The organism is Pontiella sulfatireligans (genome assembly GCF_900890705.1).
In the GTDB taxonomy this organism is placed as follows: domain Bacteria; phylum Verrucomicrobiota; class Kiritimatiellia; order Kiritimatiellales; family Pontiellaceae; genus Pontiella; species Pontiella sulfatireligans.
In genome coordinates, this window is record NZ_CAAHFH010000003.1 from 402,734 (window position 1) to 416,071 (window position 13,338).

The 13,338-nt window shown below is 51.2% G+C and carries 9 protein-coding genes; 3 read left to right on the forward strand and 6 right to left on the reverse strand.

The window, feature by feature from the left end:
* Nucleotides 1-14 precede the first annotated feature (14 nt).
* The 6 genes from SCARR_RS26115 to SCARR_RS26140 form a co-directional block, all read right to left on the reverse strand.
* Nucleotides 15-1,469: a rhamnulokinase gene (locus SCARR_RS26115; protein ID WP_136065362.1), complete on the reverse strand. Its 1,455-nt coding sequence runs from the start codon at nt 1,467-1,469 to the stop codon at nt 15-17.
* 4 nt (nt 1,470-1,473) lie between these two features.
* On the reverse strand, nt 1,474-2,526 hold the full coding sequence (locus SCARR_RS26120) for a class II aldolase/adducin family protein (protein WP_136065364.1): 1,053 nt from the start codon (nt 2,524-2,526) through the stop codon (nt 1,474-1,476).
* 58 nt (nt 2,527-2,584) lie between these two features.
* A complete protein-coding gene (gene rhaM / locus SCARR_RS26125; RefSeq protein ID WP_136065366.1) occupies nt 2,585-2,899 on the reverse strand; it encodes an L-rhamnose mutarotase in 315 nt (104 codons plus the stop codon).
* Nucleotides 2,896-3,078: a hypothetical protein gene (locus SCARR_RS26130; RefSeq protein ID WP_136065368.1), complete on the reverse strand. Its 183-nt coding sequence runs from the start codon at nt 3,076-3,078 to the stop codon at nt 2,896-2,898. The genes rhaM and SCARR_RS26130 overlap by 4 nt, the downstream gene beginning before the upstream one ends.
* Complete coding sequence (locus tag SCARR_RS26135; RefSeq protein ID WP_136065370.1) at nt 3,078-4,484, reverse strand: purine-cytosine permease family protein; 1,407 nt, start codon at nt 4,482-4,484, stop codon at nt 3,078-3,080. Before SCARR_RS26135 ends, SCARR_RS26130 begins: the two co-directional genes overlap by 1 nt.
* Nucleotides 4,485-4,572: 88 nt before the next feature.
* Nucleotides 4,573-5,832 carry an L-rhamnose isomerase gene (locus SCARR_RS26140; protein WP_136065372.1) on the reverse strand — a complete coding sequence of 420 codons (1,260 nt, stop codon included), beginning with the start codon at nt 5,830-5,832 and terminating at the stop codon, nt 4,573-4,575.
* 112 nt (nt 5,833-5,944) lie between these two features.
* On the opposite strand from SCARR_RS26140, the gene SCARR_RS26145 reads away from it, so the two are divergent.
* From SCARR_RS26145 to SCARR_RS26155, 3 genes are all read left to right on the forward strand, one after another.
* Entirely contained in the window at nt 5,945-6,895 is a 951-nt protein-coding gene (locus SCARR_RS26145) for a helix-turn-helix domain-containing protein (protein ID WP_168433631.1), read from the forward strand.
* A 437-nt stretch (nt 6,896-7,332) separates the two neighbouring features.
* Nucleotides 7,333-10,398, forward strand: coding sequence for a glycosyl hydrolase (locus SCARR_RS26150; RefSeq protein WP_136065376.1), 3,066 nt, complete (start codon nt 7,333-7,335; stop codon nt 10,396-10,398).
* A 172-nt stretch (nt 10,399-10,570) separates the two neighbouring features.
* On the forward strand, nt 10,571-13,309 hold the full coding sequence (locus SCARR_RS26155) for a family 78 glycoside hydrolase catalytic domain (RefSeq protein WP_168433632.1): 2,739 nt from the start codon (nt 10,571-10,573) through the stop codon (nt 13,307-13,309).
* The last annotated feature ends 29 nt before the right edge of the window (nt 13,310-13,338 follow it).

Sequence of the window (13,338 nt, forward strand, 5' to 3'; positions counted from 1 at the left end):
TAAAATGCCCCTGTTCAGTTCCTACAGATGGCGCGCCATTTCGAGAGGGCATCTTTCCAAACTTCGGTATCCTGAGGTTCAAAGGTGCATGATTCTTCGGCGAAGGATTCGCGGATGATCGCGCGGCCTTCTTCCAATGATTGGATATCGCCCATAGCCAGCATCTGCGCAATCAGATTCCCAATCGCAGTGGCTTCCTTAGGACCTGTGATCACATTCCTGTCGATGGCATTGGCCGAGCACTGGTTAATCGTAAGGCAGCTGGATCCGCCGCCGACAATGCGCAGCGCATCGAGCTTATTACCGCTCAGCTCTTCAATGGTGTTAAAGGTATCCGCATAGAGCAAAGAAAGGTTTTCATAACAGGCCTGCACCATGGTGCCGTGATCTTCGGGGATCTTCTGCCCGGTTCTTTCGCAGTAGTCCTGCAGGCGCTTCGGCATGTCGCCGGGCGTTGAAAATACCGGATCCGTTGGATCAAAGAAAAACTGCAACGGTTCGGCCGCATCGGCAATAACATCCATGTCCTTCCACGAATAGTCATTACCCTGCTCTTTCCAGACCCTTTTGAGCTCCTGAAGAATCCAGAATCCGGAAAGGTTTTTTAGAAAGCGGATGGTATCGCATACGCCGACTTCGTTCGTAAAGTTAGCCGCTAATGAGTCCTCCGTAATCACCGGTTCATCAAGTTCAGCCCCCAGCAACGACCAGGTTCCTGAACTAAGGAAGGCGGATTGTTCATTCCCGGCAACCGGTACGGCAGCAAAAGCACTCGCGGTATCATGGCTGCCAACGGCAACTACAGGCGTGCCCTCGGCCTTGCCAATAATCGTTCCGGGATCCACCAATTCAGCAAAAAGGTCGGTACGGATACCGAGCTTTTCGAGCATACCGTAAGCCCAGTCCTTTGTAACCGGGTTGTAGAACTGGGAGGTACTGGCGAACATGCGTTCAGCCCTCATCTCACCGGTCAGCCAATAGTTGAAAAGGTCAGGAATAAACAACATCCGGTTTGCGGTTTTGTACTCAACCGAATCGGAGAGCGAAAGTGCCATCATCTGGTAAAGTGTATTCAGTTCCATGAACTGGATGCCGCTGTTTTCAAATACCTCGCTCTTTGAAACCTTCTCAAATACCTTTTCAAACATGCCGACCGTTCGCTCATCTCGATATTGCACAGGATTACCCAGCAATTTCCCGTTCACGTCGAGCAGACCGAAATCCACTCCCCAGGTATCAATGCCGATGGAGGAAATCTCCGTCCCGAACTGAACCCTTGCTTTCGCAATGCCTTCTTTAATATTCCGGAATAGGTGCACGATATCCCAATAGAGGGTTCCATCGATTTCAGTCGGCCCATTCCAGAACCGGTTCATTTCCGTCAGCGTCAGCTTTCCGTCCTCAAGGGTTCCCACCATCACTCGTCCGCTGGACGCACCCAAATCTACTGCAATGTAATGCTTAGCCATTTTATTATACCTGTTTTGAACGATACGATTCCACTTCCCAGTTTTCGATGAATTCACGCTGAGTGTCGGTCATGTAGTTAATCCCGCCAAATGCTTCGGTCAGCTGCATCACCAATGCCCCATCCTGAGCCAGCTCCAATGCAAGATCGGCATTGATTTGCGAATTTCCGATTCCGTAGATACGGTCGCCATTAACAACTACTTTTGGATCATAACCGCGCTCCGCCCGATATGCCGCGGCTGCTTCCACTGTTAATTCACTGCAGAAAGGGAAGGCTTTAGAATAGACTAGATGATCCGGTGTGATCGGCCCCGGCGAATAGGCAAATATTCCCGATGAAGCAACGAAGGCGGCATCGGTACCAAAGACAGTCTTGATGCGTTCTTCGGTCACGGGCGACTCAGGTGTTTCCACAACAGCCAAATGCTGGGAAACCCCGGCTTTTGAATATGCTACTTTGAGGGTATCCATGAAATGGGTGTACAGCGACCGGATTTCTTCCGGCGTGTTGGCCGAAATAAAGATGCCGTGGTTCTGCAGCACCAGCAACGCCGGTTCTTTTCCATTTGCAGTTTTATACTGATCGATCCGCTCACGCACTTCCATACAGAGCGTATAGCCCGGATCAATGTACTCCACCCACAGTGCATCTGGGAACATCTGCTTGCAGCCGGCCTCCCCACCCTTGGCGCAGGTCAGTCCATTCACTAATGCGGGATGGGTATGCACCACAAATTTGGCGTCGAAAACATTATGCAAAGGAGCTTCCACCGAAGGACGTCCCGCATCGTTTTCCACGGCGACGGCCATCATATTTTTCACCAGCTCTTCGCGAGCAGCCGATTCGGCGGGCGTTTCAACGGCATACAGTTCGTTAATTTTTGCACGGTTCATAGCAACGAAAGTTTCAGTGGAGAGACCTCCCAGCGTGGTGCCGGAAGGTTTAACCCACAAGGTTTCTTCGTTTTTAACGGAGGTGTTGCCGCCCCCGCCCTTTACATAATCCACACTGCCGAATTCATGCGACAGCTCAACAATTGTATCTAAATCGTTCATTTCATTCCTTTAAGGCTGAAGGCTGAAGTCAGAGGACCTTCGTCCTTTGACCCTCCGATTAATCCATGTGAAATACTTCGCGCAGCGGTTTAAAGACCGGCATGTTATTGGGATGGGTTTCCATCAAGTCGGCCATGTGATCCCACCACATCTTTACGATGTTGAGATCCTTCAACCCGTCTGCTGTATTTTCTTCTGTAAGTTTACGGAAGGCAAAGAGGGTCAACGTCTCCTCATCAAAATAGATGGAGTAGTCGAAGATTCCTGCAGACGAGTGCGCCATTGCCAACTCCGGCCAGATTTCGTCGTGGCGCTTCTTGTATACCTCCACACAGCCCGGTTTGAGCTTCATTGTGAATGCTTCTCTAATCACGAAGCACTCTCCTTCTCCTTGCCCATCCAATAAACAGCCGAAATAAACCACACGATCGTGGCGATGAGCATCATGCTTTTATTGCGTTCGAGCGTAATGGCCGCCGAATAAAAAAGGACCGGTACCGCAACCAGCAATATGAGAGCGATATAGGAAATAATCTGAGCGATGGTTCTCATTATGCATCTCCCTTCTGGGTGAGTTTACTTAATACGATGTATAGACCCGAGGCAATAAACCAGCCGGGCAGGGAAACAAAGAAGATCTGGAACTGAGGTTTTCCGGATTTCACCAGCGCCACGCAAATGACCAAGGTGGCGATCCAGGCAATACCGGCCGCCCAGTTGATCGAGATCTTCTTGTGTTCGGCGTAATACTGCTTGAGTCCCAGTTTCGGGAAGATCCAGAAGTCGGTAAAGACGACCGCCCCCATCGGCATGAGAATCAAACCGTAGAGCGCCACAAAGCCCAGCAGCTTCATGGCAATGCCCGGGAACATACCAGCCAGGGTGGCCAGCATACCGGTGCCGATCGTTACGGCAAAACGCGACTTCTTCGGCATGATTGCCTGAAACGCGAGACCGGCACGGTAGATCGTCGGGTTGGCCGTTGTCCAACCGGCAATAATCACACAGACCAGTCCGGCGACTCCCGCAGCGCGGTAGGCCAGCGGCCCCGGCAATACGTCTGTGTTGGACGGATCAAGGTGCAGCTGAAGCGAATAAAGAATTGCCGCAGCGATCCAGGCCATAAAGTGGCCGACATACATGCCCGAAGCCGAAGCCACGCCGTGCCACGACTTCTTCGCAAAGCGCAGTACCGAGAGGTCGGACATGCCTACATGCATCGCCATATTGGCGAACCAGGCAAAGAAGGTGACGTGCCAGAAGGTAAACTTGACCTGCCCCGGAAGCGGATCGCCCCCTTTGAAAATGGACTCCTTGCAGAGCGCCCACATGCTGGAGAGAGAATTGACTTCTGCACCGGTCACTTCGATAAACTGGCGCATACCGATGATCCCGAATGCCAGAAAAACAAGCACCATCCAGGGTGCCGCAATATTGGCCACCTTGGACACCATATCGTAGCCCCAGGCCGCAACCAAGGTGATGAGTGCACCAACGCCCAGTACCGCAAGGACCCATCCAACGCTGTTTGGATATATATCCGTCAGCCCCGGCATGGGGAAATTAAACCAGACTCCCAGCGCCGTCGCTGACACCGTAATCATCGAGCCGGCCAGAAAACAGAACATCACCCCGTTGGCGAGATTGTACAGGGTAACGAGGTTTCGTCCGCAGATTTTTTCCAACTGATAGTAAAGCGTCATGCGAGCGCGCACGGCAATCGGCGCGCAGAGGAACATCCAGCTCAGCACCGCCAGCAGGTTTCCGATCAACAAGCCAAAAACCACATCAAACGCACTCACCCCCGCCGCCACAAACAGCGGGCCGATCATCAGCTCCGTACCGGCACAATGCTCACCGGCATACATCCCTACAAACGCCTTCAGTCCCCGAGTTTTGGACTCCGGCACCGGCTCGCGTTCAAACTCGCCATGTTTTTCCTGCTGTTCTTCACTCATCGTTCATCCCCTGTATTAAAAAACCATGAAGAACCGGGAAGGCAGGAAAAGAGGAGGAGAACCCACACTCCCGGTCTCCATGGAAATCTTAGCTTCGAACAGCGAGCACGTCGGCTTCGTAGGCTTCCATATCGGCGAGCCAATCGGCGCCCACCGGAACATTTCCTTTTTCACAGAGTTTATCCCAAACCGCTGCGAACGGCATCGTTTTGAACTCTTCCATCAAAGCCAGACGTTGGGCATTCTTGCCTTCGGCTTCGTAGGACTGAAGCTGTCCGGTCGGATCCAGCAATGCATTGAGAATTCCCTTACGGGCGGCACGGGTGCCGGTCACGTAGGCGCCAATGCGGTTGATGGATGCATCAAAGAAATCGAGGGCAATAATCACCCGATCCCAAACATTCCCGCGCTGGATTTCCAGGAAGACATTCTTCAGGTCATCATTGAACAGCGTAACGTGGTCGGAGTCCCAGCGGATCGGGCGGCTCACGTGCAGCAGAATCTGATCCATAAACTGCAGGTGCGAAGAAATTTTACCATGAATGGTTTCCGTCGGGTGGAAATGTCCCATATCCATGCACAGACCCATGCTGCGGCTGATGGCATAGTCGGAGCAGAATTCCCCGGAGCTGACCACATACTCTTCCGAACCGATTCCAAAGAGCTTACTTTCAATGAAGTCGACGCATTTGGTTTTGTCAACGGAGTCATCGGCCATGATTTCATCGTAGGATTTCGCCATCCGGGCGCGCGGCCCAAAACGGTCAGCGGGAATGTCTTTGGATCCATCCGGCGTCCACCAGTTTACATAACAGGGCGAACCCTGGGCCTCGGCCATGGCCTCAGCAATTTTTCGGGAGGCTTTGCCGTGCCGCACCCAGAATTGCCGAATTTCTTCATCGCGGCTCGAAAGCGTGAATCCATCCTCCGCGTTGGCGTGCGAAAAGAATGACGGGTTAAAATCGAGTTTAATGCCCTGAGCTGCAGCCCAGTCGATCCACTTCTGAAAACCGGCCGGCGTCATTTCATCGCGATCCACATATTCATCGGTTTCACAATAGAGGGCGTGTACGTTGCAGCGCTGCGTTCCGGGAATCAATGACATTGCCTTGCTAATGTCCGCACGGGCTTCTTCGCCGTTACGGGCACGGCCGGGATAGTTTCCTGTCGCCATAATACCGCCACCCGCCAGCCCATCGGGCTTGGTTTCAAATCCGACTACGTCATCCGCCTGCCAACAGTGCAGGGAAATAGGCAGCTCCAGAGCTCGCTCAATCATTGCATCGGTATCGATTCCGAAGGCAGCATATCTCTCCTTCGCCAGTTCGTATGCTTTTTCTACGCTCATGTTCTCTCCTAGTTTAAAAGTGACGATTGAAGCGTTAGACGTGATTAGAACTTCCAACCTTTGGAAAATCACGACTTATGCGATACAGCTCGCGCCGCCAATAGTTCAATTGATGGAGCAGAACCTACGGTATTGCCCAGCCCTCCGCCTTGACGATCCCGACAAGTTACAGCACAATCCGGCCATGACAAATTATCCCCTAGGATTCGGAAACAGACTGAAGAAAAACGACTTCTTTGAAGACCCAACCCTTTCCCTACAGGTCTATATCCGCGATCCGCAGCCTGAATTCCCTCTGCACAGCCACAATTTTGATGAATTGGTAATCATTCTAAAAGGCACGGCCATGCACGTGATCGATAAGCAGGAGTTTCCGGTCAAAGCGGGCGATGTCTTCGTGATTGCCCAGAATCACGAGCATCAATATCTGGAAATGCACGGACTCGCCCTGGCCAACATTCTATTCGATCCCGAGGCTCTACTGATGCATCAGTGGGATATTCGCACCTTGCCCGGCTTCCATGCCCTGTTCTCTCTTGAACCGGCCTTCCGCACACTCCACAATTTTAAAAGCCGTCTGCAACTTTCCGAACCACAGCTCAACCAGATCAATGAAAACATTCATGACTTAACGAGAGAAACGGAACAGCGCAATCCGGGCTACCGCGTCATGGCCAAAGGCCTGTTCATGCAACTGGCCGTAACCTTGTCGCGCACCTATTCTTCGACGCCCTCGGAAGAATCCCTCGACCTGCTTCGCATCGGGGATGCCATCGCCCATATCGAAATGCACTACACAGAAAAGATCACTCTGGATGAATTGGCCAAAAAATCACACCTGTCCCAACGCCACTTTACTCGCGTATTTCAGGAATGCATCGGGCGTTCACCTATTGATCACCTCATGCATGTGCGATGTCAGAAAGCAGCCGAATTATTAAAAGGGACCGACCGGACCATTACTGACATCGCCTTTGCCTGCGGCTTTTCGGACAGCAACTATTTCACGCGCTGCTTTCGCAAGGTCATGGAGCAAACCCCCAAGCAATACCGCAATGCTTAAGCCGCAAGCAGCTCACGCAGGCGAAAGCCGACCAGGCAGACATCATCGTCGAAGGTTTGGTGTTACCGCGCCGCCGCAGAGCATCATCCCCATGCCCACATCACCAAAACTCCCTGCCCCGTTCATGCTGATCGGAAGTTCGGCCGCATTCTGACGACGCAACTTCGGCTATTTGTAATTAGTTTTTCGCCCTCATCCACCTTTTTTTACCGCCTCCTTCAGATTTCTTTTCGTCGACTATCTTCCATTCTAGTGAAATTTACCGGAATTTTTGACATGGATAAGTTTTCGGAGAGCACAGTGCGAGGCGTCATCGATTTAGGTGACATGACATAGACGCCGTCCTCTATTATGCTATTTTTCAGGATGCGCCACAATCAACTCATCAACAAGCAGTCGGGCAAAGCCCAGCACACAACAATAGGATCGAAGCTGTTATGACAATGCCCAATTTTAAGGAAATGATACGTAGAACCAAAACAAGTACTCGGTCGCTGATCTACATACTTTTGTCCGTGATATTAAGTGCTTTTACACCCTCTTCATTGGGCGCTTCGGATTCGCTGGACGAGATGTTTATCAACCCACCTCAGATTGCCAAACCACAGGTATGGTGGCACTGGATGTATGGAAATGTGACTAAAGAAGGGATCACAAAGGACCTAGAGCAGATGCAGGATCTTGGCATCGGTGGCGTAACTCAATTCCATAATGCGTGGACCGAAGGCGGGAAGGGAACACGTGAAACTCCGCGCGGTCCGGTCCGTTTTATGAGTCCGGAATACCGGGAATTGGTAAGCTATGCGCTCAAAGAATGCGAGCGCCTGGATATGACCATGGGGCTTCAAATCTGTGATGGATTCAGCCAGACCGGAGGTCCATGGATCACCCCGAATACGGGCATGAGGGAGCTTCGATGCAAGAAACTTCCTGTAAAAGGTGGAAAGACACTAAGCTATACAGTACCCGATAATACGGTGTTGATTCTTGCTTATCCGGGAACGATTGAAACTCCCCAAGGTGAAGAAGCGGTTAACAGTCCCATGATCAAGCCCAGAAATCCGTACCTCAAGAACAAAAAAGGAGAGGCTGGGACGGGGATTGAAAGCAATAAGTTCATCAATCTGATGGCTCAGCTGCAAGCAGACGGGACCTTGACATGGGATACACAAAAAGGGGATTGGGTGGTATTGGTTTTCCATCATGTGCTTAACCCGGCAGTCAATCACCCCGCTTCACCAGAGGGGCGTGGGTTGGAGTGTAGCAAGCTGAATAGCGATGCCGTCGATCTGGTTTATGACAAAGTTGTCGGGCCGTTGATTGAAGATGCCGGTGATTTGGCAGGGAAGACCCTGCAACATGTTCTGATCGACAGTTGGGAATGTAAGTATCAATCGTGGTCAAAGGAGTTTGCAGAAGAATTTAAAAAGCGCAGGGGCTATGATCCGGCTCCTTATCTACCTGCATTGGCTAAAATTCCGGTGAACAGTGTGGAGGAATCGAACCGTTTCCTTTGCGATTTCCGGATGACTCTGGATGACCTGCTGGCAGAAGAATATTATGGTCATGTTCGTGATCGTTTGCATGAAAAAGGTATGCAATTGCATGCGGAAGTTCTCTACGGTTGGGACCAGATGTTCGGAAACTCGATTCGCCAATACGGCATATGCGACGTGCCCATGAATGAGATCTGGATGAGGCGAAATATTTTGCGCGAACGCGCATTTACTGGCTATGCCGCAACTGCCGGACACGTGTATGGAAAACCCATTATCAAAGACGAGTCCTTCACCGTGGGGGGAGCAATGGGAGACTTTTCCTATGTGCCGGCAGATTTAAAAAGCACAGCTGATTTTCTTCTGTGCAGAGGAACAACTAAATTTGTGCTTCATACCTCGACGCATCAACCCTATGACGAGAAGCCAGGATGGACCCATGGGTGGAACGGCGTAAACTTTCATCGCGGCAATACCTGGTGGCCTTATGCCGACGGATTTGTAAATTATCTTGGCCGGACTTCCTATATGCTTCAGCAGGGCTTATTTGTGGCCGATGTCTGCCGCTATGTGGGACACGAAGATACATTCAGCAAAATGTTCGGAGAAATGTCCCTTGAAAACCTGCCGGAAGGCTACCGGGCCGACCATTGCGATAATACCGTGCTGTTGGAGCGGATGGATGTAAAGGATGGTCGGATTGTGTTGCCGGATGGAATGTCCTATGCCGTTCTACTGTTGGCCGACAAAAAGACCATGTCTCCGGAAGTTCTTCAAAAGTTAACCCGGTTGGTAGAGAAAGGGGCGACCGTAATCGGGCCCAAACCGGAAACCGCGCCAGGGTTAACGGACTATCCGCAATGTGATGAGACGGTGCGTAAGTTGGCGGACAGGCTTTGGGGCCCATGTGATGGCAAGACGATTACGGAATCCAGGTTCGGCAAGGGCCGCGTTGTCTGGGGCAAGCCACTTCCTGAGTTATTAAAAGAAATGAAGCTGCAAGCGGATTTTTCCTACACGACAAAGTCAAATAAGAGGATCAACTTTATTCATCGCACACTACCGGATGCAGAGATCTACTTTATTGCGACAGCCGGCAAGGGCTGCATGGTGGATTGTTCATTTCGCGTAACGGGAAAACAGCCGGAATTATTTGACCCACTGACCGGAGAGGTCAGCGACATTGCCGTATATGACGACCAGGACGGACGCATTCGCATCCCGATTCAGCTTGAAGCCCAGGGTTCCAAAATAATTGTCTTCAGGAAAAACGCCAAGGACTCTGTCGTAGAGATCAAGCATGACGGTGTCATCGTGTTTGCGCCAGACAAACGGTTAAGTAAAGACTTTGCTTCCCTGCCGGCCACATTCAAGTTTACATCCGACGGCTCCAACGCCGTAATTCAACAGTCTGACTGCGGTGCGTTGGAATGGAAAACGGCAGCCGGCAGGAAAGGGAAACTCCCGCAGGCGCGCCTTCCGAAAGCGCTAACTCTTTCCGGACCATGGAACGTTCGGTTTGAAGAAGGGCGTGGTGCACCAGCTGAAATAACATTGGAGAAACTGGCATCGTGGTCCGAGCATACGGATAGCGGCGTCAGGTATTTCAGTGGCGAGGGAACTTACAGAAAGACCTTCACCTTGCATAATGATTCTCTAAAGAACACACGCATCTCACTTGATCTCGGAGACGTTAAGGGCTTGGCCGAGGTGCTGGTAAATGGGGAATCTGCCGGAACGCTCTGGCGCTCGCCTTTTGTCATCGATATCACAACGCTTGTTCAGGCAGGAAAGAACGATCTCTCCATCAAAGTAGTCAATACATGGGTCAACCGACTGATAGGCGACAAAAACGTTCCGAAAGACGAACGGATCGGCCAAGTAGTTCCTACCGACCCAACGTGGTACAAGGCAACGTCCCCACTGCATCCATCAGGGCTGCTGGGGCCGGTTTACATACGTGCTTCTCAGGAATATATCCTGCCTCAGAAGTTGAGAAACCAGTAAGATCCTAATCGTTCGCCGTCATGATAGAACCCGAAGTGATTGCAGAACAAACCAAGAAAGGAAAACGAAATGATTTTGAGAAGCCTAGTTGTATGTGCGGCGGTAAACCGCGCGCGTGACCACTGACGTTCGGCATTGAAGGAAGACTATGACATTTAGGGTTACCAGAAGTATGAGACAACTCCACAACAGCTCTCGAAAAAGCGGCCAGATCGGCATCTCTACAGGTGTTCTTATGGCGTTCATGCTCTCGCTTGTAATAACATTCCCCGCGATGGCAGTGGATCTCACTGATTTGGGCGGTTTCGCTGTCTCAGACCTTCGCTGCGAGGACCTCGTAGATCCGATAGGAATTGATATCCTTAAGCCGCGACTCTCATGGCGGATGCTGTCCGGAGAGAACGGCGCAACGCAGTCAGCGTACCATGTGCTTGTTGCGACTTCCCCCGGGCTTCTCAAGGAGGGTTCTGCAGATCTCTGGGATTCGGGAAAAGTGAACACCAACCAGAGCCAACACATCATGTATGCCGGCAAAAACCGTTCACGCGGAATTCCGCATTACTGGACGGTGCGCATATGGAACGAAAAGGGAGATGTTTCTTCATGGGGCAGCTCCGCCGTCTGGACACTCTTCAATATGACATCCAATAAGGATTGGCAGGCTAAGTGGATCACTGATGGAAGTAGTTCTCCCTGGTTGCGTCATTCGGCAGAACTTACGGTCCCTCCGGAGAGGGCGTATATCTATGTCAATGCCCTCGGGTACTTCCAACTTTTCATCAATGGCAAAAGAGTGGGAAATGATGAGTTTGCGCCGCATGTGGGCCAATATAACAAGCGCACTTTTTGCATTACTTATGACGTGACAAAATATCTAAAGCAGGGCAGCAACGCCATCGGTTTCTGGATGGGGAGCGGCTGGAACCAGGGTGGTGCGGGCCTGAAAACAGCCCCTTCTGTACGGGCGCAGCTTGAGATGGTAGATGCGAACAGGGAAATAACGACACTCATTACCGATGATACCTGGCGAGCAAAAGCCAGCTCCCTGGCCTATCGGGGCAAGTGGAAAACGAATAATTACGGCGGCGAAGTACATACCGCCTCCCAGGACCAACCCGACTGGGCTAATTCCGATTTTGATGATAGCGCCTGGCCCAGGGCCAAACTGGCCAAGGTTGCTGATACCCCGGTTTCCTCGGAGATGCTCCAGCGCAATCGTGTTATTGAAACGATCACTCCCGTGAAGGTGACAAATCTGACAAACACAACGTGGCTTGTCGATATGGGCAAAGCTATGACCGGCACTTTTGAGATCACCTTTCCCAAGGCTGCCAAGGGGCACAAGGTGTCGATGCAGTTTGGCGATTCATACACCCCGGACAAGAATGGAGGTATCTCCAGGCTCAATAGTTTCAGACAGGCAAGCGAGTACATCTGCAGAGGCAACGGTGTCGAAATGCTTAAGAACCGTTTCAACTATGCCAGTTGTCGATACATCCTGATCCGAAACGCCCCCGAGGGAAGACTCACTACTGAGGACATTAAAGGATACTTCATTACAACGGATTTACCTAAGGCAAGCACCTTCAACTGTTCCGATGAGACTCTCAATGGGATCTATACGATGGTGGATCATACCCTGCGATGTCTTATGCTTGGTGGCTATCAGGTGGATTGCCACTCCCGTGAACGTAATGGCTACGGTGGCGATGGTCAGTCTTCTTTGGACACTACCCTCTGTTTTCTTCGATCTGATGCATTTTACCGTAAGTGGACCAGAGACTGGCTTGATGGCCAACGCAACGACGGCGGGTTCACCTATACATCGCCTGCTTCAGGACATGGTGGCGGACCCTTCTGGTGCGGGTTCCTCACGGCAGCGACCCTGAAGCACTACCATCACTACGGTGACATTTCTCTGGTAAGACGCAATTATCCAGCGATCAAAAAATGGTTCGAACTGGCACAGAGCAAAACGGTCAATGACCTGCAACAAAAGTTCTGCGGCGGCTGGTATCTTGGCGACTGGGCCTCGCCAAAGGGAGTCGATGACAAAGGAAACGCCGAGGTCTTCATCCATGCCTATATGTCCTACGCCCTGGAGCAGGCGGCCAAGTTGGCTAATGCCCTGGGAGAGATCGCTGATGCCAGGATGTTTCGAGAGAGGGCCGCTGCCCGGAATGTTGCGACACACAGCAAGTTTTTTGATCCAAAGGGCAGGAAATACGGCAGTGGTGATCAGGTGACCTATGTCATACCCCTGATGGCGGGAGTTGTTCCAGATGAGTTGCACGATGAAGTTTTTGACGGTTTTGAAGAAACCCTGATCGAGAAGAATAAAGGGCATCTCTCCACTGGACTTTCGGGTACTTACATGATGATTCAGTATCTGCAGAGCATAGACCGGGATGATCTTATCTATAGTTTTGCCTCAAAAAGAACCTACCCGTCCTGGGGCTATATGATCGAAAATGGTGCGACTGCAACCTGGGAGTATTGGGATGGTAAATTATCCCGGATTCACAACTGTTACAATAACATTGGATCCTGGTTTATCGAAGGGCTCGCAGGCATCCGTCCCGACCCCAAAAAGCCAGGATTTCAAAACGCCGTCATCAAGCCTGCTTTCATTAAAGAACTCAGATATGTCAATGGCAGTCACGACTCGGTCTATGGTCGGATTGAGAGCAACTGGAAGCGCCAGGGCGATGCCATTATCATGACGGTGAAGATTCCCGCCAACTCCACCGCGACCGTCTATGTGCCTGCCGCAGTGCCCGGCGATGTCACCGTGAACGGGCTGGCTATCAAGAAAGCTGAACATGTGACATTCAGGAGAATGGAAAGAAATAGAGCCATTATACATGTTGGCGCAGGTAGCTATGAGTTTTTGTGCAGACAACATCAATAAAATTGCACAACAAGGCAATCGAGGGTATT

Bases quoted from the DNA above. Each gene is read 5' to 3' on its own strand.
- SCARR_RS26140 (WP_136065372.1), bottom strand. From the start codon at position 5,832: ATGAGCGTAGAAAAAGCATACGAACTGGCGAAGGAGAGATATGCTGCC.
- SCARR_RS26130 (WP_136065368.1), bottom strand. From the start codon at position 3,078: ATGAGAACCATCGCTCAGATTATTTCCTATATCGCTCTCATATTGCTG.
- SCARR_RS26150 (WP_136065376.1), top strand. From the start codon at position 7,333: ATGACAATGCCCAATTTTAAGGAAATGATACGTAGAACCAAAACAAGT.
- SCARR_RS26145 (WP_168433631.1), top strand. From the start codon at position 5,945: ATGGAGCAGAACCTACGGTATTGCCCAGCCCTCCGCCTTGACGATCCC.
- SCARR_RS26155 (WP_168433632.1), top strand. From the start codon at position 10,571: ATGAGACAACTCCACAACAGCTCTCGAAAAAGCGGCCAGATCGGCATC.
- SCARR_RS26120 (WP_136065364.1), bottom strand. From the start codon at position 2,526: ATGAACGATTTAGATACAATTGTTGAGCTGTCGCATGAATTCGGCAGT.
- SCARR_RS26135 (WP_136065370.1), bottom strand. From the start codon at position 4,484: ATGAGTGAAGAACAGCAGGAAAAACATGGCGAGTTTGAACGCGAGCCG.
- SCARR_RS26115 (WP_136065362.1), bottom strand. From the start codon at position 1,469: ATGGCTAAGCATTACATTGCAGTAGATTTGGGTGCGTCCAGCGGACGA.